We start from the raw sequence: 24,204 nt of genomic DNA, 5'->3' as shown, positions 1-24,204 counted from the left end.
TTAGGGTGTTACAGCGTCCTTAGCGCGTCATATTTGACGCGCGGCGCTGTAAGGTTGCTTTAGAGCCTCAGGCGGATGGGTTTAAGCCAAATCTTTTGATGGAACGATCAGAGGGTGTTGCCCGCCTCATGCGGCGCCGCCATCGCGCGCGGCATGGGCAAGCGCCATGCGCATATATTCGAGCATGAGTTCGCGTTCGAATTGCCTAAGGCCCGATAGCAGCGACTGGTCGGCGGCAAGCGCCGCCTCCTTGGCCGCCGCCTCGATTTCCCTCGCCCTCTCGGTCAGGAAGATCTGTTGCGAACGCTTGTCCTGCGGATGTTTGCGCCGGACGATCAGCCCATCGCGTTCCATCCGCGCCAGCGTGTTAGCCATGGTCGCCTGTTCGATGTCGAGCCTGTCGAGAAGCTGCTTCTGGGTCAGGCCTTCCTCGGCCCATAATTCCAACAGGACAGGAAATTGACCGGGCGCGAAGCCGAGCTTCTGACCGCGCTCCTGAAGGGCACGCGAGAAACTTTTGGCCAGCAGGCTGGCCAAGTAGGTCGCAGATTCCATACGATTGAAGGCCATGCCCCAATGGGTACGCTCGAAGCGGCGCGAAGACAAGTTACAAAGCACGCGATGGACTTGAAAGCCTTGTCTCACAAGGATTTGACCCGACCAACGAGAAACCGCCGCGGCGCGGAGGCGGCGCCGTGGCGGTTCTCTGAAAACGGGACAAAGGCCCGGAGAGGGGGATAAGGCCTTTGTCCTCATCTGGTGCGGGCGGGGGACAGGCCAATCACCAGAAGACGGCATCACTCGGTGCCGTTGACTAAGATTTGAGGAGTCAAATGTGGCTTTTCAAGGATTGGGCCAAGGAATCGCACATTACAAATGCGTAACGTTTCCGTGAAGCTTATGGACGCATCCGAAGGCTTTGGCGCCGCATGCCGAGACCGAACAAGACGTGCGATCGCGAGCATCATCATAGCCTTGAACACCACGCACCGCATCGTTGCGCTGAGCCGATTTGTCGCCGCTTGAGATAGGCGCCGACCGCCCAACTCGCAGGCAGCGAGATCGGGCCCGGTCCGATCTTGAGGGTAGCCGAAGCACCGTGTGGTTCGTGCAAGGGCTGGCCGTCGTCGAGCGTGGCCGGATCCCGCGCAACAATGGGGTGAGAATGTCGTGCGTGCGGAAAACCGCAATGGACGTTTGGCTCACCCCGCGCTATCCATTTGCCCATGAAAAACGGTGATCACCTCTTCCTCGTCGACGGCTCTGGATTCATCTTCCGGGCGTTCCACGCCATCCCGCCGCTCAACCGCAAATCCGATGGCCTTCCGGTCAACGCGGTGTCCGGATTCTGCAACATGCTGTGGAAGTTGCTCACCGATGCGCGCGACACCTCCGTCGGCGTCACGCCGACGCATTTCGCCGTCATCTTCGACTATTCCTCGAAGACGTTCCGCAACGAACTCTACGACCTCTACAAGGCCAATCGGACGGCTCCACCGGAGGAGCTCATCCCGCAGTTCGGGCTGATCCGCCACGCCACGCGCGCCTTCAACCTGCCCTGCATCGAGAAGGAAGGGTTCGAGGCCGACGACCTGATCGCGACCTATGCGCGCCTTGCCGAAAAGGCGGGTGCCGGCGTCACCATCATCTCCTCCGACAAGGACCTGATGCAGCTCGTGACGCCGAACGTCTCGATGTACGACAGCATGAAGGACAAGCAGATCTCGATCCCGGAAGTGATCGAGAAATGGGGCGTGCCGCCGGAAAAGATGATCGATCTCCAGGCGATGACCGGCGATTCCACCGACAACGTGCCCGGCATTCCCGGCATCGGCCCGAAGACCGCGGCGCAACTGCTTGAGGAATACGGCGATCTCGATACGCTGCTGGCCCGCGCGGGCGAGATCAAGCAGGCCAAGCGCCGCGAAAACATCATTGCCAATGCCGACCTCGCCCGCCTGTCGCGTCAACTGGTGACGCTGCGCACCGACACGCCGCTCGACGTCCCTCTCGAAGACTTTCAGCTCGAACCGCAGGATGGACCGCGTCTCGTCGCCTTCCTGAAGGCGATGGAGTTTACGACGCTTACCCGTCGTGTGGCCGCTGCCACCGACACGGACGCCGATGCGGTCGAGCCGGCTACCGTGCCGGTCGAGTGGGGCGCGGATGCGCGCGGTCCGGATCTCGACAAGGCAGCGGTTGCCCCGGCGCCGTCCAGTGCCGGAGAGGCGGCACCTGCGGTCAGGGTCCAGCCAGTCTCCACGGGCGAGGCCGCCGAGGCGACGCCGGAGGCACTCGCGCAGTCACGCGCAGCCCTTTTCGCTAGCTCCGCCATCGACCATTCGCGCTATGTGGCGATCCGTGACCTGCCGACGCTCGACGCCTGGATTGCCGACGCGAAGGACGCGGGCCTCGTTGCCTTCGACACCGAAACGACGTCGCTCGACGCCATGCAGGCAGAGCTCGTCGGCTTCTCGCTCGCGCTTGCGGACTATGCCAAGGACCCCTCGGGAACGGTGATCCGTGCCGCCTATGTGCCGTTGATCCACAAAACAGGGGTTGGCGATCTTCTCGGCGGCGGCCATGCCGAAAACCAGATCCCGGTGCGCGAGGCGTTGAGCCGGCTGAAGGTGCTGCTCGAAGATCCGTCGGTGCTGAAGGTCGCCCAGAACCTGAAATACGATTATCTCGTCATGAAGCGGCACGGCATCACCGTGCAGGGCTTCGACGACACCATGCTGATGTCCTACGTCGTCGATGCCGGCAACGGCACGCACGGGATGGATGCGCTGTCGGAGCGTTGGCTCGGCCATAAGCCGATCGCCTACAAGGATATGACCGGCAGCGGCAAGTCGTCGGTGACCTTCGACTATGTCGATATCGACCGCGCCACCGCCTATGCCGCCGAGGATGCCGACGTCACGCTGCGGCTCTGGCACGTGCTGAAGCCGCGGCTCGCAGCCAAGGGGTTGGTGCGCGTCTATGAACGGCTGGAGCGCCCGCTCGTGCCGGTGCTGGCTCGCATGGAGGAGCGTGGCATCACCATCGATCGCCAGATCCTGTCGCGGCTTTCCGGCGAACTGGCGCAGGGTGCCGCTGCGCTGGAAGATGATATCTACAAGTTAGCCGGCGAAACGTTTACCGTCGGTTCGCCCAAGCAGCTTGGCGATATCCTCTTCGGCAAGATGGGGCTGCCCGGCGGCTCGAAGACCAAGACCGGCCAATGGTCGACCTCGGCGCAGGTGCTCGAGGACCTCGCCGCCGAGGGCCACGAGTTGCCGCGCAAGATCGTCGACTGGCGCCAGATGACGAAGCTGAAGTCGACCTATACCGACGCCTTGCCGGGTTTCGTCCATCCGGAAACCAAGCGCGTCCACACCTCCTATGCGCTGGCGGCGACGACCACGGGGCGTCTGTCCTCGTCCGACCCGAACCTGCAGAACATTCCGGTGCGCACCGCCGAAGGCCGCAAGATCCGCACGGCCTTCATCGCCACAGCAGGCCACAAGCTGGTTTCGGCCGACTACAGCCAGATCGAGCTGCGCGTGCTGGCCCATGTCGCCGACATCCCGCAGCTTCGCCAGGCCTTTGCCGACGGCGTCGACATTCACGCCATGACCGCCTCGGAGATGTTCGGCGTGCCGGTCGAGGGCATGCCGAGCGAAATCCGCCGGCGGGCGAAGGCCATCAACTTCGGCATCATCTACGGCATCTCCGCCTTTGGCCTTGCCAACCAGTTGTCGATCGAGCGCTCGGAAGCGAGCGACTACATCAAGAAATACTTCGAACGCTTCCCCGGCATTCGCGACTACATGGAAAACACCAAGGCCTTCGCCCGCGAGCATGGTTATGTCGAAACGATTTTTGGCCGGCGTGCCCACTATCCCGACATTCGCTCGTCGATCCCGTCGCATCGCGCCTTCAACGAACGCGCTTCGATCAATGCGCCGATCCAGGGGTCTGCCGCAGACATCATCCGCCGCGCCATGGTGAAGATCGAGCCGGCGCTGAGCGAGGCGAAGCTCTCCGCCCGCATGCTGCTGCAGGTGCACGACGAACTGATCTTCGAGGTCGAGGATGCCGAGGTCGAGCGCACCATTCCGATCGTCGTGTCGGTGATGGAGAATGCCGCGATGCCGGCGCTCGACATGCGCGTGCCCCTCAAGGTCGATGCCCGCGCCGCGATGAACTGGGACGAGGCGCACTGAGGTTTCTCTGAGGGATTCCATCAGTAGCCCTACATCGACAGCTGCGGTTATTCTTGCAGAAGGCGGCCAGCACGGCCGCCTTCTGCCTGTCTGCGTATCATGATGATAGAAAGCGCATGCCGACGCGGCCTCAATGGTTGCGGCCGCATTCGTCTCCCCCTAGGCAGCCACTGGAGGGGCGCAAGCGCGCCCGGCAGAGCCGCCAATCGGAGGAGACCATGGCCACCAACACCTTCATTCTTGTGCTGTCCTGCGATGACAAGCCCGGCATCGTTGCCGCCGTCACGACGGAGCTGGCCGGCCTTGGCGCCAACATCGCCGAGAGCAGTCAGTTCTGGGATCGGCACACCAACAGCTTCTTCATGCGCATCGCCTTCCAGGCGCCTGACGGCATGGCACGGGATGATGTCGAGAGGGCGTTGCAGCCGGCCGTCGACCGGTTCCAGATGCGTATCACGCTGACGGAAGCCGCGCGCAAGCCGAAGATCGTCATCCTGGTGTCGAAGTTCGACCATGCGCTTCTGCATCTGCTCTACCAGATCCGCGTCGGCTGGCTGAACGCCGAGGTCGTCGCCATCGTCTCCAATCACGAAGACAGCCGAAGGACGGCGGAGCTCGAGGCGATCCCCTATCATCATTGGCCGGTATCGAAGGCCAACAAAGCGGAGCAGGAGGAGAAGCTGTTGCGCCTCGCGCAGGAGACCGGCGCCGATCTGGTGATCCTGGCGCGCTACATGCAGGTCTTTTCAGACAATCTGTCGAAGCGCCTCTATGGCAAGGCGATCAATATCCATCACTCGTTCCTGCCGTCGTTCAAGGGGGCCAGGCCCTATCACCAGGCGCATGAGCGCGGCGTCAAGCTGATCGGTGCCACGGCCCACTACGTCACCTCGGATCTCGACGAGGGGCCGATTATTGAGCAGGAAACCGAACGCGTCAGTCACGCGCTGACGGCGGAAGACTTCGTCGCCAGCGGCCGCGACATCGAAAGCCGCGTGCTGGCTCGCGCCGTCAAGCTGCACCTGGAACGGCGCGTCATGCTCAACGGCCACAAGACCGTCGTTTTCAGCTGACGGTGGACAGGGTGGGACGGGCGGCGGACGGCGTGCGAAAGCTGGAAAACAGTCGCCTCAGCCCGTCACGCCCTTCCTGGACGATGTCGAAGCCGCGACCGAAGAGCAGCCACTGGGTGCACAGACCGAGCATCATCCAGTGAAGCGTGCGGGTCGCTGACGTGGGCGTCCAGCTGTCCTGCATGTAGCCCTTGGCAAGGGCGCGGGAAAAGGCCAGTTCGAGCAGGGCATTGTGGTGTTCGTCGAGCTCCTTGTGCCGGGTCAGGACCTCGCTCATGTCGCCGTCGTAGTTGGTGCGCAGCATGATGGTGAGAATGCGCTGGCGCTGCTCGTCGGCGGCCAGAATATCGATCCAGGCGCCCATCGCGTCCTCGACGATTGCCAGTGTATCGGCCGCCTCAGCCTCGATTTCCTGGGCGATCATGTCTTCCTGGGGCAGCGGCACGGCATCGTGCAGAGCCAGGAAAAGATCGGTCTTGTTGGCGAAGTGCCAGTAGATGGCGCCGCGGGTCACGCCCGCTTCCTTGGCCACTTCCTCCAGAGTGGTGTTTGAAACACCCTTTTCGTAGAACACGCGTTCGGCGGCGTTCAGGATCTTCTGCCGCGTTGCCTCCGCATCGGCTTTCGTTCTGCGCATTCATTCCTCCTTGCAGAACGGCCCGCCGTGAGGGCGGGCCGTCGATTGTCATCCTATTCGGCCGGCGTCGCGGTCTCGGTTGCGGCCGGTGTGGCTTCTGCCTTCTTGCGTCCGAACAGCTTCGCGACGAACACGAAGAACACCGGAACGAAGAAGATCGCTAGCACCGTTGCCGAGATCATGCCACCCATCACACCGGTGCCGATGGCGCGCTGGCTGCCGGAGCTTGCGCCCGTGGCGATCGCCAGCGGCAGAACGCCGAGCGTGAAGGCGAGCGACGTCATCAGGATCGGACGGAAGCGCAAGTGCGCTGCCTCCAACGTCGCATCGATCAGCGACTTGCCCTGCTCACGCAGCTCCTTGGCGAACTCGATGATCAGGATGGCGTTCTTCGCCGACAGGCCGATGATCGCGATCAGGCCGACCTTGAAGTACACGTCGTTCGGCATATCGCGCATGGTCACGGCGAGCACCGAACCGATGACGCCGAGCGGAACCACCATAATGACCGCCACCGGGATCGACCAGCTCTCATAGAGCGCGGCCAGGCACAGGAAGACGAGCAGGCACGACAGCGCGATCAAGAGAGGCGCCTGGGTACCCGACTGGATTTCCTGCAGGGACTGGCCCGTCCATTCGTAGCCGAAGCCAGCCGGCAGCTCGCCCGCGAGCCGCTGCATTTCGTTGATCGCGTCACCGGAGGAGTAACCCGGAGCCGCTTCACCGCTGATGCGCACCGACGGGTAGCCGTTGTAGCCGATCGTCTGGGTCGAGGCCTTGACCCACTCCACCGTCGCAAAGGCGGAGAGCGGGACCATGCCGCCATTGGTGTTGCGGACGTTGAGGTTCAACAGATCCGCCGTCTGCATGCGCTGACCCTCATCCGCCTGCACCGTCACGCGCTGCATGCGGCCGGCATTCGGGAAGTCGTTGACATAAGACGAGCCAAGGTTGGTCGAGATCGTCGAGTTGATGTCCGCGAAGGTCACGCCGAAGGTATTGGCCTTTTCGCGGTCGATGGTCACGCTGACCTGAGCCGCATCGGGCATGCCTTCGAAGCGAACCCCGGTGACGATCTTGCTCTCAGCCGCAAGGCCGAGAAGCTGGTCGCGCGCCTGGGAGAGCGCCGCTTCGCCGAGACCGCCGCGATCCTGCAGGCGGAACGAGAAGCCGCCGGTGGTGCCGAGGCCCTGGATTGCCGGCGGCGACAGCGCGAAGCTGATCGCATCCTTGATCTGGCTCATGGCCATGGTGGCACGCATTGCGATCGACTGGGCGGCGTTGTCGGCGTCGCGTTCCTTCCAGTCCTTCAGCGTCACGAAGGCGAGCGCTGCGTTCTGTCCGGTGCCGAAGAAGGAGAAGCCGTTGATCGCGATGATGCGTTCGACAGCCGGCTCCTGGCCGAAGATCTTTTCCGCCTGTTCCACCACCTCGGTCGTACGGTTGCCCGTCGCCTCGGAGGGGAGCTGCATCATGACGATCACGAAGCCCTGGTCTTCGTCCGGAAGGAACGACGACGGCAGCTTCATGAACAGCCAGCCGAGGCCGGCCAGCACGGCGATGTAGACGATCATGTAGCGACCGGTGCGGTGGACCAGGCGCTTCACGATGCCGCTATAGCCGTGCGAGGTCTTGTCGAAGCTGCGGTTGAACCAGCCGAAGAAGCCGCGCTTGGCGTGGTGGTGGCCCTTCGGAACCTGCTTCAGGAAGCTGGCGCACAGCGCCGGCGTCAGCGACAGCGCGAGCAACGCCGAGAACAGGATCGACACGACCATGGTCAGCGAGAACTGGCGATAGATCACACCGACGGCGCCCGGGAAGAAGGCCATCGGAATGAACACCGAAGCCAGCACCAGCGTGATGCCGATGACCGCACCGGTGATCTGCTTCATCGCGTTGCGGGTGGCGTCCTTCGGCGTCAGCCCCTCTTCGGACATGATGCGTTCGACGTTCTCGACGACGATGATCGCATCGTCGACGAGGATACCGATCGCCAGCACCATGCCGAACATGGTCAGAACGTTGATCGAAAAGCCCATCGCCAGCATGACCGCGCAGGTGCCCAGAAGAGCGACCGGCACGACGAGCGTCGGGATGATGGTGTAGCGGATGTTCTGCAGGAACAGGAACATCACGATGAAGACGAGCGCGACCGCTTCAACCAGCGTCGACAGCACCTTCTCGATGGAGACGGCAACGAACGGCGAGGTGTCGTAGGGAACCGAATATTCGAGCCCTTCAGGGAAGAACTTCGACAGTTCGTCCATGCGCTCCTTGATCGCCGCCGATGTCGACATCGCATTGCCGCTTGGCGACAGCTGGATGGCGATAGCCGCGGACGGCTTGCCGTTCAGGCGGGTCGAAAACGCGTAGCTTTCGCCGCCGATTTCGACGCGGGCGACATCGCGCAGACGAACGGAGGAGCCGTCCGGATTGGCGCGAAGCACGATGGCGCCGAATTCCTCGGCGCTCGACAGCTGACCCTTGACGACGACAGGCGCACTGATCTGCTGCGTGATCGGGTTCGGTTGCGCGCCGATCGAGCCGGATGCGATCTGGGCGTTCTGGGCCTGGACGGCATTCGTCACGTCGGCGGCCGTCAGGTTGAGGCCGAGCATCTTGTCCGGATCGAGCCAGACGCGCATCGAGCGTTCGGTCGCAAACAGCTGCGCACGGCCGACGCCGGGCACACGCTGGACTTCGTTCAGCACGTTGCGGCTGAGATAGTCGCCGAGACCGATGGCGTCCATCGAGCCGTCGGTCGAGGTGAGCGCGACGATCATCAGGAAGCCCGACCCCGCTTCATCGACCTGAACGCCCTGGCGCTTGACCGAATCGGGCAGGCGCGGTTCGACGCGGCGAACGCGGTTCTGGATGTCGACGGCCGCCTGTCCCGGATCGGTACCGGGCGCGAAGGTGGCGCTGATGTCGACCGAGCCGGAAGCGCTGGAGGTCGATTCGAAATAGAGCAGGCCTTCGACGCCGTTCAGCTCGTTTTCGATCAGGCGCGTGACGCTCTGATAGGTGTCCTGCGACGACGCGCCGGGGTAGCTCGTGTTGATGGAGATCTGCGGCGGTGCGACATCAGGATATTGCGATACCGGCAAGAGCGGTATCGCAATGATGCCGGCGAGCATGATGAAGATCGCCACCACCCAGGCAAAAATAGGCCTGTCGATGAAAAAACTAGGCATTAATCAGCACTCACTTTGTGGCTTCAGCGGGCTTTTCTTCGGCCGCCGCGGTCGTCTGGGCTGCTTCGGCCGCAGGCTTGGCGTTCGGGTCCCAGTCGGTCGGTTCCACCGGTGCACCGGGGCCGATCTTCTGGAAGCCTTCGACGATGATCTTTTCACCGGGCTTCAGCCCGGAGGTCACCTGCCAGCGGGTTCCGACAGTCCGTCCAAGCGTGACGTTGCGGAACTCGACCTTCTTGTCGGCGGCCACGACATAGACCTGCGACTGGCCGGCATTGTTACGCTGGACAGCCTGCTGCGGCACGGTGATCGCTTCCTTCTCGACGCCCTGCTGGACAAGCACGCGGACATACATGCCCGGCAGCAGGTCGCCGTCGGGGTTGGGGAATTCGCCGCGCAGCGTCACCTGTCCGGTGGTCGCGTCGACCGCCGCTTCCGAAAACAGGAGCTTGCCCTTGTGTTCGTAGGGCGTGCCGTCGTCGAGGATCAGTTGAACCTCGGCCTCCTGGTCGCCGCTCATCATCTGGCCATCCTCGAGCGCCTTGCGCAGGCGGATGAGATCGGTCGCCGACTGGGTAAAGTCGGCGTAGAGCGGATCGAGCTGCTGGATCGTGGCAAGGTTTTCCGAGTTGTTGGCGCTGACGAGTGCGCCTTCGGTAATCAATGCACGGCCAATCTGGCCGCTGATCGGCGCGGTCACGTTGGCATATTGCAGATCAAGCTTCGCCGCCGCGAGGCCCGCTTCGGCGATGGCAACGTCGGCGGCTGCGGCAGCATGCAGGGCGGCCGCATCGTCGAACTGTTGCGCGGCGACGACATTTGCCTTTTTCAGCGCATCCTGGCGGGCGGCCTTCTGCTCGGCCTGCAGGCGCACGGCGTTGGCGCGGCGTAGCGTCGCCTCGGCCTTCTCGACCTGAACCTGGAAGGGAGCCGGGTCGATGCGATAGAGCACGTCACCCTCCTTGACCTTCGAGCCCTGCTGGAAGACGCGTTCGACGACGATGCCGGAAACGCGCGGGCGAACTTCGGCGACGCGCGTCGCGGTGATGCGGCCAGGCAGTTCGTTGGTGATCGGCAGCGTCTCGGATGCTGTCGTGAAGACGGCGACGGCCGATGGCGGGAAGGCGGGGGCGGCCTGTTCTTCTTCTTTCTGGCAGCCGGAAAGGAGAATCACGGTTGCCAAGGCGGCGGCCAGTGTCGGTCGGTTCATGCGCATAGCGATGTCCATATTCGGTGACCGTGCGCAGCCAGTGCATATCGAAGGGCTGCGCGGTCCGGAAGTGAAGGGAAGCAAGACCAGTATCGGGATCGGAAAATACCGGAACGCTAATATACAAACACAAATGTATGTTAATTTGCGCCGCAGTGCAACACCGTGATGCAGCGCGTTCTTTCGATGAAAATAATCAGCCGCCGCAGTGCTTTCGGCACCACGGCGGCTGATCATCACGCAGGTGTGATCCGGCGATGTGCCGGATGGGTCGTATCAGGCGAGGATGCGATCGTCCGCGCCGAACCGGTGCATGCTGCCGACCATCGGCGTCGCATGGACGATGTCATCGGGGGCGTAGCGGTGCTCGCCGAACAGCCGAACGGTGATCAGGCCGACCTGATCGGACTCAATATAGACGATGGTGTCGGCCCCGAGGTGCTCGACATGCACGACCTTGCCCTTCCAGTCGCCGTTTTCGCGCGACAGGCCGATATGTTCCGGCCGGATGCCGATCGTCTTGGCGCGTGTATCGCCGAGGCGGGCGCCGTCGATGAAATTCATCTGCGGCGAGCCGATGAAGCCGGCGACGAAGACGTTGGCCGGCCGGTTATAGAGATCCATCGGCGAGCCGATCTGTTCGATCTGGCCGGCGTTCAGCACCACGATCTTGTCGGCAAGTGTCATCGCCTCGACCTGATCGTGGGTCACGTAGATCATCGTTGCCTTCAGGCTGCGATGCAGCCGGGCGATCTCGAGCCGGGTGTTGACGCGCAAGGCCGCGTCGAGGTTCGATAACGGCTCGTCGAAGAGGAACAGCTTCGGTTCGCGCACGATGGCGCGGCCGATGGCGACGCGCTGGCGCTGGCCGCCGGAAAGCTCCGCCGGACGCCGGGCGAGATAGGGGTCGAGCGACAGCATGTTGGCGGCCTTGCCGACCTTGTCTTCGATTTCCACCTTCGGCTTGCCCGTCTGCTTCAGGCCCAGGCCCATATTGTCCTTCACCGTCAGGTGCGGATAGAGCGCATAGGACTGGAACACCATGGCGATGCCGCGCTTGGCGGGCGCGACGTGCCCGACTTCGACGCCGTCGATCTGGACGCTGCCGGAGGTCGCGTCCTCGAGGCCGGCGATGGTGCGCAGCAATGTCGACTTGCCGCAGCCGGAGGGACCGACGAAGATGACGAACTCGCCGTCCTTCACTTCCAGGTCGATGCCCTTGAGAACCTCATGGCTGCCATAGGCCTTGCGGATGGATTTGAGTTGAAGTGATCCCACCTGATTGCCCCTCTTAAAGTTTGACCGGCTGGCCGGTGCGGACGCTTTCATCAGCCGCAAGGCAGATGCGCAGCGACTGGACGGCGTCGTTCATGTGGCGGTCGAGATTGATATCTTCGCGGATGGCCTTCAGCACATAGGCCTGCTCACGATCGCAGAGTTCCTGATGGCCCGGCTCTCCGTCCATTGTCAGGTCTTCGTCCGGCTTCAGGAAGCGGCCGTTGGGGCCGGTTTCCGCATTGTGCACGCGAATGACCGAAGTCTTGGTGTGGGTGTCGATATCGTCCGACTTGGCATTCGGATCCATGACGATCGATACGGAGCCCTTCGGCGACATCACGTCCTTCACGAAGAACGCGGTCTCCGAAATCATCGGACCCCAGCCGGCCTCGTACCAGCCGGCCGATCCGTCTTCGAAGATCACCTGCAGATGGCCGTAATTGTACATGTCCGAAGCAATTTCGTCGGAAAGACGCAGGCCCATGCCGCGTACTTCCACCGGCTTGGCATCGGTGATCTGGCACATGACGTCGACGTAATGCACGCCGCAGTCGACGATCGGCGGGGTCGTCTGCATCAGCGACTTGTGCGTTTCCCAGGTCGGGCCGCTCGACTGCTGGTTCAGGTTCATGCGGAAGACATAGGGACCGCCGAGCTTGCGGGCTTCGGCAATCAGGCGGATCCACGACGGATGATGGCGCAGGATATAGCCGATGATCAGCTTGCGGCCATGCTGCCTGGCGGCGGCGACGACCCGTTCGGCGTCGGCGACCGTCGTTGCCAGCGGCTTTTCCACGAAGACGTCGCAGCCGGCCTCAAAGGCCATGACCGCATAGTCCGCATGGCTGTCCGAATAGGTGCAGACCGAGCAGAGCTCGGGCTTCAACTCCGCAAGCGCTGCCTTGAAGTCCGGATGGATTTCGTAGCCGCGAAGCTCTTCCGGAAGTTCGACCTTGGAGCGATTGACCAGGCCGACGATCTCGAAGCCGGGATTGTTGTGGTAGGCCAGCGCATGGCTGCGGCCCATGTTGCCGAGACCCGCGACGAGGACCCGGACCGGTTTGCTGTCTGAATTCACTTGACTGCTCCTGCGGTGATGCCGCGGATCAGCTGCCGCGAGAAGATGACATAGAGGACGAGAACCGGGAGGATGGCGAGCGACAGGGCCGCAAGCACCGCATTCCAGTTGGTGACGAACTGCCCGATGAAGATCTGCGAGCCGAGCGTGACCGTCTTGGTGGTTTCCGCCGGCGCCAGGATCAGCGGGAACCACAGATCGTTCCAGATCGGGATCATCGTGAACACGGCAACGGTCGCCATCGCCGGCCGGATCAGCGGCAGCACAAGGCGGAAGAAGATCGAGTATTCCGACAGCCCGTCGATGCGGCCGGCATTCTTCAGGTCATCGGAAACCGTACGCATGAACTCCGACAGGATGAACACCGCCAGCGGCAAGCCCTGCGCCGTATAGACGAGGATCAGCGCCGTCAGCGTGTTGACGAGGTTGGTCGCGACCATGCCCTGAAGGATGGCGACGGTGCCGAGCCGTATCGGGATCATGATGCCGATCGCCAGATAGAGACCCATCAGCGTGTTACCGCGGAACCGATACTCGGAGAGTGCAAACGCGGCCATGGCACCGAACAAGAGCACCAGCGCGATCGCGACGATCGTGACGATGAAGCTGTTCTGGAAGTAGGTCGCGAAATCGCCCTGGCTAAGCACCGTCTGGTAGCCGATCAGGCTGAAGGTCTGGGGCGTGGGCACCGTCAACGGCGCCCGGAAGATCGCGTTGCGATCCTTGAACGAGTTGATGATCGTCAGGAACACCGGAAACAGCGAGATGAGCGTATAGGCGATCAGCGCGAGGTGGACGAAGCCGGTGCGGAAAATGGAATGGCGTGCTTGCATCTCGGCCTCCCTTAGAACTGATAGCGGCGCATGCGGCGCTGGATGACGAAGAGGTAGAGCGACACGCCGGCGAGGATGATCAGGAACATCACCGTCGCGATCGTCGCGCCCATCGAGCGGTCGCCGAGCTGCAGCTGGAAGCCGAAGAAGGTGCGGTAGAGCAGCGTGCCGAGAATGTCGGTCGAACCATCAGGGCCGGCAAGTGCGCCCTGCACCGTATAGACCAGGTCGAAGGCGTTGAAGTTGCCGACGAAGGTCAGGATCGAGATGATGCCGATGGCGGGCAGGATCAGCGGCAGCTTGATCTTCCAGAACTGGCTCCAGCCGGTGACGCCGTCGCATTCGGCGGCCTCGATCACCTCATCGGGAATGTTGAGCAGCGCGGCATAGATCAGCATCATCGGGATACCGACATATTGCCAGACCGAGATCAGCGACACGGCGACGAGCGCCGAGCCCGGCTTGCCGAGCCAGGGTGCAAACATCGACTTCAGGCCTACGAGGTCAAGCATCCCGGGCGCAACGCCCCATATCGGCGAAAGGATCAGCTTCCAGATGAAGCCGACGATGACGAAGGAAAGCAGCGTCGGCAGGAAGATCGCCGTGCGGTAGAAGGTGACGAAGCGCAGCTTCGGAATGGACAGCATCGCCGCCAGCGCGACGCCGATCGGGTTCTGCACGCACATGTGAATGATGAAGAAGATGACGTTGTTCTTCAGCGCGTTCCAGAAATCGTGCGCCCAGCGCTCGTCGCCGAACAGCACCTGGAAGTTTGCCAGGCCAACGAAGGTCGGCTGGCCATCGACCGTGTTGAACAGCGAGAGACGCAGCGTCTCGATCAGCGGCAGGATCATGACCGCCGTGTAGACCAGAAGGGCCGGCAGCAGAAAGACGAGGATGTGCCAGCGTTTCGGCCGTCTCACGGCCGGCTGTCCCTCTTGCAGTGAAGTGGCGTTGCTCATTGATCGTACCCGCTTGTTCGACCGATTCCCCAAGGCACCATGATGCACGTCGACGCCATACGGCCGGTCCTGCCGCATACCGCCTGCCCCGATCCGGGCTCATGACGAAGGTTAAGGCTATCGCGTTCTTTTGCAAACGACTGCGTCGGTGACCTCCCCATCACGGGGAGGTCGATGACGCTGCGGCTGGGGGAGTGCCTCCTTGGACAATGTCGCCCCGCCCGGCCCTTGCTGCATGTTTCCCTGGATCCTATCCGATTTAAGGGTCAGAACATGCAGCAATTCAAAGTGCTACAGCGACCTTTGTGCGTCCGACAAGACGCGCGGCGCCGTAGGGCCGACCCTCCCCGTGAGGGGAGGGAACCAGTTGCGCTTACTTTGCCGGCTTGTACCAGCCGTCGAGACCCTTCTGCAGCTTTTCAGCAGCCACTTCAGGCGTATCCGTGCCGTTGATGACGTTTGCAGATTCGACCCAGGTCTCATTTTCGAGGTTCGGCGTGCCGCGCGACAGGATCTGGTAGGTCGAGCGGATCGTCGGCTTGCACTTTTCGCGCCAGGAGACGAATTCCTGAGCGAGCGGATCGGCCATCTTCACGGCAGTCGAGTTCAGGCTGAAGAAGCCCGGCAGCGCGTTGGCATAGATGTCGGCGAATTCCGGCGACGAGATCCAGGTCAGGAGCTTCTTGGCTTCTTCGGCATGGGCGCTCTTGGCATTGAGGCCGACGCCGATGTCGTTGTGGTCGGAGATGTAGCAAGCGTCGCCGGCGTTCTTAACCGGAGGCGGGAAGGCACCCATCTTGAACTGGGCCTGGGTGTTGAACAGGCCGATTTCCCACGAGCCGGCCGGGTAGATCGCCGCGCGGCCGAGTGTAAACAGGTTCTGGCTGTCCGGGTAGGTCTGGGCTTCGAAACCGTCGCCGAGGTAGTCCTTCCACTTGGCCAGAACGCGGTAAGGCTCGACCCAGGCATCGTCGGTCAGCTTTTCTTCGCCCTTGATCAGCTTGGCGCGGCCTTCTTCACCCTTCCAGTAGGTCGGGCCGATGTTCTGGTAGCCCATGGTCGCGGCTTCCCAGAGGTCCTTGGTGCCCATCGCCATCGGGATGTAGTTGCCGTCGGCCTTGATCTTGTCGAGGGCCGCGAAGAACTCCGCTTCCGTCGTCGGGATCTGGATGCCGAGCTGGTCGAAGGCGTCCTTGTTGTAGATGAAGCCGTGGATGACTGAAGCCATCGGCACGCAGAAAGTGGCCGAGCCATCGTCCGTCGTCCAGGCGGACTTGGCGACCGGCGAGAAGTTCTCCATGCCCGGCAGCGCCGTCAGGTCGGCGAGGTGCTTCTTGTTGTAGAGTTCGAGCGAGGCGTCGAACGGGCGGCAAGTGATGAGGTCGCCAGCCGAACCGGCGTCGAGCTTGGCGTTCAGCGCCGCGTTGTATTCAGTCGGAGCGGTCGGAGCGAACTTGACCTTGATGCCGGGATGCTTGGCCTCGAAGGCCGGGATCAGCTTTTCCTGCCAGATCGCCAGGTCGTCGTTGCGCCAGCTTTCGATCGTGAGCGTCACGTCCTCCGCGTGGGCCAGGCCGGCCGAGCCGAGAATGCTCGACGCGAGCAGCAGGCCCTTGATAGTCGTACGGGTCATTTAGCTTCTCCCTCTTATATGCGCCGTTCTGGCGCGGTTTGAATCCCAGGTTTATGTCAGGCCGAGACGATGTCGATCGCCTGGCGCAAATTCTGTTTGGTCTGGTTGAGCGCCGCCTCGGCTGCCGCCACGTCCTTCGCGCCCGACGCCAAAAGGATGGCGATCTTGACCGAACCGGATGCGGCATTGATCAGTCGCCCGGCCTCGGACGCGCTGACGCCGGTAATGTCGGTGACGATGCGCACCGCGCGGCCGTGCAGCTTGATGTTGTCGGCGCGCAGGTTGACCATGTGGCCGTCGAGCACGTGGCCGAGATGGATGCCGACGAGCGTCGAGAACATGTTGAAGGCGATCTTCTGCGCCGTGCCTGCACCCATGCGCGTCGAGCCGGAAACGACTTCCGGCGGCGTCTGCAGCAGAATGGCCACGTCCGCGTCCTTGAACAGCGCGGCACCCGGATTGTTGGCGACGGCGATCACCTTGGCGCCGAGCTTGCGCGCCTCGTCGGCTGCGGCCAGCGCATAGGGGGTCGAGCCGCTGGCCGATACCGAAATCAGACAGTCGCCGGCGGTGATGCCGGCCTTGCGCACGTCTTCGCGCGCCAGGTCCATATCGTCTTCATAGCCGCCGGCGAGATCGGTGAGGCTGGCGGCGCCGCCTGCAAGCAGGATGACGATCTGGTCCTGGGGGATGCCGTAGGTGCCGGGAAGTTCCAGCGCATCGGCCATGGCCATCAGGCCCGAACTGCCGGCGCCGGCATAGGCGAGACGCTTGCCGGAGCCAAGCGCTTCTGCAGCCAGGCTTGCTGCGGCGGATATCGGTTCGATCGCGGCGTCCACGACCTTTGCTGCCGCCTGTTGCCCGGACGCGAGCAGCCGAAGCGCAAGCGCCGGATGCATGACATCCAGGCCTTTGGCGTTGTCGTGACGCTCTTCGGTCTTCACTGAAGGCATAGGTTGTGTCTCCTCTGAACGAATTAATGCCAAAAAAATACCAATTGTCTAGGAAAAATTACATTTTGGCGTCAGAAAAAAGCAAATGCTGAAATTATCCGTTGTTATTCAATGCATTATTTCAAAATTGGATGTCGAGACCAATTCGGACTTGGTTATTGGTATTTTTTTGGTATCTTCAATGGGCGGAGGTGCTCATGCCAAACTACCTGATAGGAATCGATGGCGGCGGAACAAGCTGCCGGGCGGCTGTGGCTGCGGGGGATGGACGTATTCTTGGCCGCGGCAAGGCCGGTGCAGCCAACATTCTGACGGATCCGGAAACGGCGCTCGCCAATATCGCCGGCGCAGCGCGGGCGGCATTTGAAGAAGCCGGTCTCGATCCATCCGGCATCGCCGAGGCACGCGCGATCGTCGGCGTCGCCGGGCACAACGCTGGCGACGCGGTGCACTATGTAAAGAGGCGCCTGCCGTTTGCGGCGGCCGACATCGAATCCGACGGCCTGATTGCCTTGCAGGGTGCCCTCGGCAACGAGGATGGCGCCGTCGCCATTCTCGGCACCGGCAGCATCTACATCCTGCGCCAGGGCGACACGATCAGCTATGTCGGCGGCTGGGGCTTTACGATCGGCGATCATGGCAGCGGCGCCCGCATCGGACACGCCCTACTGCAGGAGAGCCTGCTTGCCTTTGATGGCATCCACGAAGCTTCGCCGGTGACCGATAGCGTCATGGCTGAGTTCAGGAACGCTCCGAGTGATGTCGTCGATTTCGCGCGTCTGGCAAAGCCCGGCGAGTTCGGCCGCTATGCCCCGCGTGTCTTCGAAGCGGCGCAGGTGGGCGATCCCGTCGCCGTGCGTTTGCTGAAGACTGCGGCGATCACGGTCGACGAGGCGCTTGACGTCGTCGTCGCCCGGGGAGGGCGCAAGCTCTGCCTGCTCGGCGGCCTCGCGCCGCTCTACCGTCCCTGGCTTGCCGAACGCCACCAGCTGCTTTTCGTCGAAGCCGAGGCGGACGCGCTCACCGGTGCGGTCGCACTGGCCGCACAGCGCTTCGGCTCCCGCTCGGAGGTCGGCGCATGACGGATCATCTCGCCGCCATTCTGCCCCTCGAAGGCCTGCAGGCGGGCGGATCCGGTCCGCTCTATCTCAAGCTGCGGCAGTCGCTGGAAGACGCGATCCAATCGGGCAAGCTCAATCACGGCGACGCCCTGCCGCCGGAGCGCGACCTGGCCGACTACGCCAATATCAGCCGTGTCACCGTGCGCAAGGCGGTCGACGATCTCGTGCGCGACGGCTTGCTGGTTCGGCGCCACGGCTCCGGCACCTTTGTCGTCAAGCCGGTGTCCAAGGTGCAGCAATCGCTGTCGCGACTGACCTCGTTTACCGAGGACATGGCGCGCCGCGGCTTGAACACCCACGCCCGCTGGCTCGAGCGCGGCCTTTTCCATCCCTCACCGGATGAGATGATGGCGCTGGGCCTGCCGGCCGACGCGCTGGTGGCCAGACTCGGGCGCCTGCGTATCGCCGACGACCTGCCGCTGGCGATTGAGCGCGCGAGCATCTCGGCCGAATTCCTGCCGGATCCGCAGGCCGTCACGTCGTCGCTCTATACCGCGCTCGACAAGACCCGCTCCCGACCGGTGCGCGCCGTGCAGCGCATCTCCGCCTGCAACATCAAGGATCCGGACGCCTCCATGCTCGGCGTCGCCGTCGGCTCTGCCGGCCTTTCCATCGAACGCGTCTCCTATCTCGCATCGGGGCGCGTCGTCGAATTCACCCGCTCGCTCTACCGGGGTGACGCCTATGATTTTGTCGCGGAACTGACCCTGTCGGAATCCTGACCGACGCTCCGCAAGAAAGGAATTGACCATGCAGACCAACATGCGCCGAGAAATCGACGAGATCCCCGAAGCGGCGGCCCGGCTGCTCGACCGCTCGTCCGAAGCCCTGAAGCAGGCCGGCGCAGCGCTCCGTGCCAAGGACCCGGCTTTCCTGGTGACGATCGCGCGCGGTTCCTCGGACCATGCGGCGCTGTTCCTGAAATATGCGATCGAACTGCAGGCCGGACGTCCGGTCGCCTCGCTCGGACCGTCGCTGGCGTCGATCTACGGCGCCAAGCTGAAGCTCGGCGGCGCCGCGGCAATCGCTATTTCGCAATCCGGCAAGAGCCCTGACATTGTCGCGATGGCGCAGGCGGCAACCGACGCGGGCGCGGTATCGATCGCGCTCACCAACACCCTGCCGTCGCCGATCTCGAAGGCCTGCACCCATCCGCTCGACATTCTCGCCGGTCCGGAAATCGCCGTCGCTGCGACCAAGTCCTACGTCAACTCGATCGTCGCCGGTCTTGCCGTTCTTGGCGAATGGACCGGCGACGCAGCGTTGCAGCGCGCCGTTGCCGATCTGCCGAACCAGTTCGCCAAGGCGGTAAAGCTCGATTGGCACGAGTTCGCCGCCGATCTCGGCGAGGCCGAATCGCTCTATGTGCTCGGCCGCGGGCCGGCGCTGGCGATCGCAAGCGAAGCGGCGCTGAAGTTCAAGGAAACCTCGGGCATGCATGCGGAGGCCTATTCGGCAGCCGAAGTCCTGCACGGTCCGGTGGCGCTCGTCGGCGCCAAGTTCCCGGTGCTGACGCTTGCCGCGCGCGATGCGGCCGAAACCTCGGTCGCCGGCATCGCCGACGGTATGGCGGAAAAAGGCGCGGTGGTTCATGTTACTTCAAGCCGTGCCGGCAAGGCCAAGCGCCTGCCGTTCGTCGAGACGGGCCATCCGATCACGGACGCGCTGACCCTGATCCTGCCGTTCTACGGCTTCGTCGAAGCCTGGTCGCGCTCGCGCGGTCTCAATCCCGACGCACCGGCGAGCCTCAAGAAGGTAACGGAGACGAGATGACCGAGAAAAAGGCAATCATCGGCGCCCGGCTGTTCGATGGTATCGAATGGCACGACGGCGCCGCCCTCCTGATCGAGGCGGGTCGTGTCAAGGCTATCGTGGCAGCCGGTGATGTGCCGGCCGGTGCCACCGTCGTCGATGCCCACGGCATGCTGCTGGTGCCGGGTTTCGTCGATCTGCAGGTGAATGGCGGCGGCGGTGCGCTTCTCAACGAAGAGCCGAGCGTCGAGGGCATCCGGCAGATCTGTACGGCGCACGCCAAGTTCGGCACCACGGCGCTCCTGCCGACGCTGATCACCGATACGCGCGAGGTCAGAAGCGCCACGATCCACGCCGGCCTTCAGGCCAAGGCCGCTGGCGTGCCTGGCTTCCTCGGGCTGCACCTCGAAGGCCCGCATCTGTCGGTGGCGCGCAAGGGTGCCCATGATCCGTCGCTGATCCGCCCGATGGATGACGCGGATCTTGCGGAAATGCTCGATTGCGCCAAAGCGCTGGGCGTGTTGATGGTGACCGTGGCGCCGGAAAACGCCACGAAGGAACAGGTGCGGGCGCTGGCCGATGCCGGCGTCGTCGTCAGCCTCGGCCATACGGATGTCGGCTACGATACCGCCGTGTCCTACGCCAAGGCCGGCGCGAGGACGGTGACGCATCTCTTCAACGCCATGAGCGGTCTCGGTCACCGTGAGCCGGGCGTGGTCGGTGCAGCCCTTGCAACCGGAACCCTGCATGCGGGCCTGATCGCCGATGGCTACCATGTCGACCCCGCCTCGATGGGCGTGGCGCTCAGAGCCAAGACCGGCCCGGGCCAGATCTTCCTGGTGACCGACGCGATGTCGCCGATCGGCACGGATATGACGAGCTTCGAGCTCAATGGCCGCGAGATCCTGCGCCACGGCGGCCGGCTGACGCTTGCCGACGGCACGCTTGCCGGCGCCGATATCGATATGCTCTCGTCGGTACGCTTCGTGCACGAGAAGCTCGGGCTTCCGGTCGAGGAGGCGCTTCGCATGGCATCGGCCTATCCCGCCGACGCCATGGGCATCTCCTCGCACAAGGGGCGTCTGTTGCCCGGTTCGGACGCCGATTTCGTGTTGCTGACGCCGGAGCTTGCCATGGGATCGACCTGGATCGGCGGCGACAAGGTCTACGCCGCCTGATCGCGGAACGATCGGAAACGCAAAACAGAGAAAAGGCCCGACGATCGGCAAGGATCGTCGGGCGTTTTCTTTGAGGTGAAACAAAGGAGCGAGCGGTCTGTTTATTGCGCAGAAAGCCGTGCTTTCATCGCCTGAACCGTCGCCATGTCCGTGCGACGCCTATCCTCCGACACGAAACCCATCGCGACCAGTCGCGGATCGTGAGCCGGCTCACGGATCGAGCAGGATGAGTGCACTTCGCTGACGGGTAGTCGCGCAAGCAGCGCGTCGACGCTGTCGAGTGTCACGCCGGAGCCTGGCATGATCGAAAGGCGCCCGGCGGCGAGCTCGACAAGTTCTGCAAGTCTTTCAATTGCCTGCGGCGCGCTTCTGGCGCCGCCCGACGTCAGGATCCGTTCGAAGCCGAGTTCGACAGCAAGTTCGATCGCGTCAGTGAAATCCGGCACCAGGTCGAAGGCGCGGTGCAGCGTGAGGCCGAGGCCGGCGGCATGGCCGGTGAGCTTTCTGAGCAGGGGTGCATCGAGCTGGCCATCGGCGAGCGATGCGCCAAGCACAACACCGGCAAGACCGGCCTCGCGTGCCGCATCGATATCCCGGCGCATCATGTCGAGATCGGCGGCGCCGAAGACGAAGTCGCCCGGCCGCGGCCGGATCATGACATAGACGGGTACCCGTGGCGGTCCGGCAAGGGCCATCAACCCGGCCGTCGGTGTCAGCCCACCGACGGAAAGTGCTGCGCAGAGTTCGATCCGATCCGCTCCGCCCGCGATCGCTGCGGCAAGCCCGTCGGCGTCATCGACGCAAACCTCAAGTCCGATGCCATTCATGCCTTTTCTCCTCCAAGGCCGAGCAGCGCGGCGCCGATCAGCCCCGGCTCGACCTGACATTCGCCGCGCACGACAAGTGGCCGCTTGAACTGCCGCAGGACCCGGCTACGAACCGCCCGATCGATCTCGTCGAGCAGCGGTTCGACATTGGAAAGGCCGCCGCCGACCGGCACGATCGTTGCCCCGGTGATGTTGATCACGAGCGCCAAAGGCGAGCTGACGAGGTCGACAAGGATCTCGACGGTGCGCTTCGCTTCCGTATCGCCGGTGAGCCACGCCTCGATGATCTCGTGGCTCGACAGGGTCTTGCCGTGCACCGTGTCATGCAGCCGTTCGAGCCCGCGCGCGCCGCCGACTGTGTCGACGCAGCGCTGCTGGCCACAGCCGCAGGCATAGGCGGGGATGGCAATCGGCGGCTCGCCCGCCTGCGCGGCAAGTGCCGGTCCATGGCCCCATTCGCCGGCAAAGCCGCCATCGGCGTTGATCAACTGGCCGTCGACCACAAGCCCGCCACCGACACCGGTGCCGAGAATCGCCCCGAAGACGATGCGGTGGCCCCGGCCGGCGCCGGCGCCGGCCTCGGCAAGCGCGAAACAGTCGGCATCATTGGCGATCCTGACCGGCAGGTGCAACGCGCTCTCGAGCTCTGCAACCAGTTCTCGGCCGTCGATGCAGGGGATGTTGGCGCATTTGATCCGGCGGGTCTCCGGGTCGATGACGCCGGTGATCGAGATCGCCACGCATTCCGGATGGCCGCCGGCCTCGTCGAGCACGGATTCAAGCGTCTGCACGAACTGACGAAAATTGTTGAGCGGCGTCGTGCGGCGCGGCAGCGGAAAGATCCGTTCGCGCGAATGGACGATCGCGCCCTTGATCGCCGATCCGCCGATATCGAAACAGACGATCATGCAGCGCCCCGGATCACGGCTTCGGCGGCAAGGGCGATGGACAGCAACCGGTCGTCCTGATGGTGCGGCGCTGCCAGCTGCAGGCCGACCGGCATTTCACCGGCGCCGATGCCGCAGGGGATCGAGATGCCGCAGAAATCGAGGAAGTTGCCGATCAAGGTGTTGCGCAGCGTCTTGGCATTGGTCCTAAAGAACAGGTCGTCGTCGGCAAGCAACGGCGCCAGCGGCGGTGCGACATGCGGCAACGTCGGATGGACGATGAGTTCGCCCGGCTTCAGGCTCTCGACTGTCTCGTGGATCAACTGGTCGCGCGCATCGAGAAGCGCGATATAGTCGGGCATGGTGATCTTCTCGCCGAGCCTTGTGCGCGCGACGACGCGCGGATCGATGCGTTCGGCTTCGGGACCGGCCAGGCGCTCCCGGTGAAGTGCAAATGCCTCGGCGGTGACAAGCGCGCCGTGGCGCGCCATCACGTCGAACACTGCCTTGAACGTCGGGAAGGCGCGCCGCGTGACTGTGGCACCGGCCTTTTCCAGCCGCTTCACCGCATCCTCGAAGGCTTCGACGACTTCGCTTTCGGCTTCGTCAAAAACCACCGTTTCAGGGATGACGATCGACAGTCCTGCGATCTCGCCGCGGCGCACCACCGGGGCGGTCAGTCCATGCATGGCCGCATCGAGCCAGACCGCATCCTGCACCGTATGGCAGAGGGGGCCAAGCGAATCGAGGCTTTCGGCAAGCGGAAAGACGCCCTTCATCGAATAGCGCCCGCGCGTCGCCTTGTAGCCGACGATACCGGTCATTGCCGCCGGGATGCGGACGGAGCCGCCGGTATCGGTGCCGATCGCCGCCGGCACGAGGCCGGCCGCGACCGCCGCCGCCGAGCCCGACGAGGAGCCGCCCGGGATGCGCTCGACATCGGTCGAGGCCGGATTGTGCGGCGTGCCGTAATGCGGATTGATGCCGAGGCCGGAGAAGGCGAACTCGCTCATATTGGTTCGCCCGACGTTGACCATGCCGGCGCCGGCAACAGCGCCAACCACAACGGCGTCGTTGCCGGCGGGCGGATCTTCCCGCAGGACCACGGAACCGGCTGTGGTCACGCTGCCTTTGACGTTGAAGAGGTCCTTCCAGGCGACCGGAAGGCCATCGAGCAGGCCGAGCGACCGGCCCGCGCGGAGCCGGGCGGAGGCGGCCGCCGCTTCCTTCAGCGCACGTTCGCGGGTGATGCCGACGAAGATCGTCTGATCGCCGTGCGCCTCGATGCCGGCAAGCGTTTCTTCGGCAAGCGTGACCGGGTCGAGCTTGCCTTCCTGGACGAGTACCGAAAGCCCGGCGAGCGTTTTCTGTCTGGTCATT

General features: G+C 63.6%; 19 protein-coding genes. 6 read left to right on the top strand and 13 right to left on the bottom strand.

The genetic code is table 11. The annotated features are described in order from the left end of the window. Positions 1–126 precede the first annotated feature (126 nt). Positions 127–570, bottom strand: coding sequence for a MarR family transcriptional regulator (locus tag BC363_RS12940; protein ID WP_025425440.1), 444 nt, complete (start codon positions 568–570; stop codon positions 127–129). Positions 571–1,226: 656 nt separating this feature from the next. Between BC363_RS12940 and polA the strand changes: the two genes are divergently transcribed. Then, positions 1,227–4,208, top strand: coding sequence for a DNA polymerase I (polA, locus tag BC363_RS12935; protein ID WP_065784842.1), 2,982 nt, complete (start codon positions 1,227–1,229; stop codon positions 4,206–4,208). Positions 4,209–4,426: 218 nt separating this feature from the next. After that, positions 4,427–5,281 carry a formyltetrahydrofolate deformylase gene (purU, locus tag BC363_RS12930; protein ID WP_065784843.1) on the top strand — a complete coding sequence of 285 codons (855 nt, stop codon included), beginning with the start codon at positions 4,427–4,429 and terminating at the stop codon, positions 5,279–5,281. Here the strand turns inward: purU and BC363_RS12925 are convergent. From BC363_RS12925 to BC363_RS12885, 9 genes are all read right to left on the bottom strand, one after another. Beyond that, a complete protein-coding gene (locus BC363_RS12925; protein WP_065784844.1) occupies positions 5,274–5,918 on the bottom strand; it encodes a TetR family transcriptional regulator in 645 nt (214 codons plus the stop codon). The genes purU and BC363_RS12925 overlap by 8 nt on opposite strands. A 53-nt stretch (positions 5,919–5,971) precedes the next feature. Then, positions 5,972–9,112 (bottom strand): efflux RND transporter permease subunit, encoded by a 3,141-nt coding sequence (locus BC363_RS12920; RefSeq protein ID WP_065784845.1) that lies wholly within the window; start codon positions 9,110–9,112, stop codon positions 5,972–5,974. A 10-nt stretch (positions 9,113–9,122) separates the two neighbouring features. Next, the gene (locus BC363_RS12915) at positions 9,123–10,340 is read right to left on the bottom strand and encodes an efflux RND transporter periplasmic adaptor subunit (RefSeq protein WP_065784846.1); all 1,218 of its coding nucleotides are present in this window, start codon (positions 10,338–10,340) and stop codon (positions 9,123–9,125) included. A 258-nt stretch (positions 10,341–10,598) separates the two neighbouring features. Beyond that, complete coding sequence (locus BC363_RS12910; RefSeq protein ID WP_065784847.1) at positions 10,599–11,600, bottom strand: ATP-binding cassette domain-containing protein; 1,002 nt, start codon at positions 11,598–11,600, stop codon at positions 10,599–10,601. Positions 11,601–11,613: 13 nt separating this feature from the next. Continuing rightward, positions 11,614–12,678, bottom strand: a complete 1,065-nt coding sequence (locus BC363_RS12905; protein WP_065784848.1) for a Gfo/Idh/MocA family oxidoreductase — start codon at positions 12,676–12,678, stop codon at positions 11,614–11,616. Next, positions 12,675–13,511 carry a carbohydrate ABC transporter permease gene (locus tag BC363_RS12900; RefSeq protein ID WP_065784849.1) on the bottom strand — a complete coding sequence of 279 codons (837 nt, stop codon included), beginning with the start codon at positions 13,509–13,511 and terminating at the stop codon, positions 12,675–12,677. The genes BC363_RS12905 and BC363_RS12900 overlap by 4 nt, the downstream gene beginning before the upstream one ends. 11 nt (positions 13,512–13,522) lie before the next feature. Further along, on the bottom strand, positions 13,523–14,473 hold the full coding sequence (locus tag BC363_RS12895) for a sugar ABC transporter permease (protein ID WP_065784850.1): 951 nt from the start codon (positions 14,471–14,473) through the stop codon (positions 13,523–13,525). Positions 14,474–14,846: 373 nt separating this feature from the next. Continuing rightward, a complete protein-coding gene (locus tag BC363_RS12890) occupies positions 14,847–16,106 on the bottom strand; it encodes an ABC transporter substrate-binding protein (RefSeq protein ID WP_065784851.1) in 1,260 nt (419 codons plus the stop codon). 56 nt (positions 16,107–16,162) lie between these two features. Next, a complete protein-coding gene (locus BC363_RS12885) occupies positions 16,163–17,059 on the bottom strand; it encodes an N-acetylmuramic acid 6-phosphate etherase (RefSeq protein ID WP_065784852.1) in 897 nt (298 codons plus the stop codon). 197 nt (positions 17,060–17,256) lie between these two features. On the opposite strand from BC363_RS12885, the gene BC363_RS12880 reads away from it, so the two are divergent. From BC363_RS12880 to nagA, 4 genes are read left to right on the top strand one after another with little or no spacing between them, the layout of a single operon-like run. Next, positions 17,257–18,141, top strand: a complete 885-nt coding sequence (locus BC363_RS12880; protein WP_065784853.1) for an N-acetylglucosamine kinase — start codon at positions 17,257–17,259, stop codon at positions 18,139–18,141. Further along, positions 18,138–18,902, top strand: coding sequence for a GntR family transcriptional regulator (locus tag BC363_RS12875; protein WP_065784854.1), 765 nt, complete (start codon positions 18,138–18,140; stop codon positions 18,900–18,902). Before BC363_RS12880 ends, BC363_RS12875 begins: the two co-directional genes overlap by 4 nt. A 28-nt stretch (positions 18,903–18,930) precedes the next feature. Beyond that, positions 18,931–19,953 carry an SIS domain-containing protein gene (locus BC363_RS12870; RefSeq protein ID WP_065784855.1) on the top strand — a complete coding sequence of 341 codons (1,023 nt, stop codon included), beginning with the start codon at positions 18,931–18,933 and terminating at the stop codon, positions 19,951–19,953. Next, positions 19,950–21,110 (top strand): N-acetylglucosamine-6-phosphate deacetylase, encoded by a 1,161-nt coding sequence (nagA, locus tag BC363_RS12865; RefSeq protein WP_065784856.1) that lies wholly within the window; start codon positions 19,950–19,952, stop codon positions 21,108–21,110. The genes BC363_RS12870 and nagA overlap by 4 nt, the downstream gene beginning before the upstream one ends. 101 nt (positions 21,111–21,211) lie before the next feature. Here nagA and BC363_RS12860 read toward each other — a convergent pair whose 3' ends face one another. Genes BC363_RS12860 through BC363_RS12850 form a run of 3 tightly spaced genes read right to left on the bottom strand, consistent with a single transcriptional unit; the run spans position 21,212 to position 24,203 of the window. Continuing rightward, positions 21,212–21,937 (bottom strand): copper homeostasis protein CutC, encoded by a 726-nt coding sequence (locus BC363_RS12860; protein WP_065784857.1) that lies wholly within the window; start codon positions 21,935–21,937, stop codon positions 21,212–21,214. After that, the gene (locus tag BC363_RS12855; protein WP_065784858.1) at positions 21,934–22,845 is read right to left on the bottom strand and encodes an ROK family protein; all 912 of its coding nucleotides are present in this window, start codon (positions 22,843–22,845) and stop codon (positions 21,934–21,936) included. Before BC363_RS12855 ends, BC363_RS12860 begins: the two co-directional genes overlap by 4 nt. After that, the gene (locus BC363_RS12850; protein WP_065784859.1) at positions 22,842–24,203 is read right to left on the bottom strand and encodes an amidase; all 1,362 of its coding nucleotides are present in this window, start codon (positions 24,201–24,203) and stop codon (positions 22,842–22,844) included. The genes BC363_RS12855 and BC363_RS12850 overlap by 4 nt, the downstream gene beginning before the upstream one ends. Between the last annotated feature and the right edge of the window lies 1 nt (position 24,204).

Source organism: Ensifer sp. LC384, from assembly GCF_001695865.1.
In the GTDB taxonomy this organism is placed as follows: Bacteria; Pseudomonadota; Alphaproteobacteria; order Rhizobiales; family Rhizobiaceae; genus Ensifer.
Note: the sequence above shows the minus strand (reverse complement) of the source record. Positions and strands in the feature narration are given on the sequence as shown.

Excerpts from the sequence above, each read along its gene's own strand:
- BC363_RS12900 (WP_065784849.1), bottom strand. The coding sequence starts at position 13,511 with ATGCAAGCACGCCATTCCATTTTCCGCACCGGCTTCGTCCACCTCGCG.
- BC363_RS12940 (WP_025425440.1), bottom strand. The coding sequence starts at position 570 with ATGGCCTTCAATCGTATGGAATCTGCGACCTACTTGGCCAGCCTGCTG.
- BC363_RS12925 (WP_065784844.1), bottom strand. The coding sequence starts at position 5,918 with ATGCGCAGAACGAAAGCCGATGCGGAGGCAACGCGGCAGAAGATCCTG.
- BC363_RS12880 (WP_065784853.1), top strand. The coding sequence starts at position 17,257 with ATGCCAAACTACCTGATAGGAATCGATGGCGGCGGAACAAGCTGCCGG.
- purU (WP_065784843.1), top strand. The coding sequence starts at position 4,427 with ATGGCCACCAACACCTTCATTCTTGTGCTGTCCTGCGATGACAAGCCC.
- BC363_RS12870 (WP_065784855.1), top strand. The coding sequence starts at position 18,931 with ATGCAGACCAACATGCGCCGAGAAATCGACGAGATCCCCGAAGCGGCG.
- BC363_RS12895 (WP_065784850.1), bottom strand. The coding sequence starts at position 14,473 with ATGAGCAACGCCACTTCACTGCAAGAGGGACAGCCGGCCGTGAGACGG.
- BC363_RS12885 (WP_065784852.1), bottom strand. The coding sequence starts at position 17,059 with ATGCCTTCAGTGAAGACCGAAGAGCGTCACGACAACGCCAAAGGCCTG.
- BC363_RS12875 (WP_065784854.1), top strand. The coding sequence starts at position 18,138 with ATGACGGATCATCTCGCCGCCATTCTGCCCCTCGAAGGCCTGCAGGCG.
- BC363_RS12850 (WP_065784859.1), bottom strand. The coding sequence starts at position 24,203 with ATGACCAGACAGAAAACGCTCGCCGGGCTTTCGGTACTCGTCCAGGAA.
- polA (WP_065784842.1), top strand. The coding sequence starts at position 1,227 with ATGAAAAACGGTGATCACCTCTTCCTCGTCGACGGCTCTGGATTCATC.
- BC363_RS12920 (WP_065784845.1), bottom strand. The coding sequence starts at position 9,112 with ATGCCTAGTTTTTTCATCGACAGGCCTATTTTTGCCTGGGTGGTGGCG.
- BC363_RS12890 (WP_065784851.1), bottom strand. The coding sequence starts at position 16,106 with ATGACCCGTACGACTATCAAGGGCCTGCTGCTCGCGTCGAGCATTCTC.
- nagA (WP_065784856.1), top strand. The coding sequence starts at position 19,950 with ATGACCGAGAAAAAGGCAATCATCGGCGCCCGGCTGTTCGATGGTATC.
- BC363_RS12860 (WP_065784857.1), bottom strand. The coding sequence starts at position 21,937 with ATGAATGGCATCGGACTTGAGGTTTGCGTCGATGACGCCGACGGGCTT.
- BC363_RS12915 (WP_065784846.1), bottom strand. The coding sequence starts at position 10,340 with ATGGACATCGCTATGCGCATGAACCGACCGACACTGGCCGCCGCCTTG.
- BC363_RS12855 (WP_065784858.1), bottom strand. The coding sequence starts at position 22,845 with ATGATCGTCTGTTTCGATATCGGCGGATCGGCGATCAAGGGCGCGATC.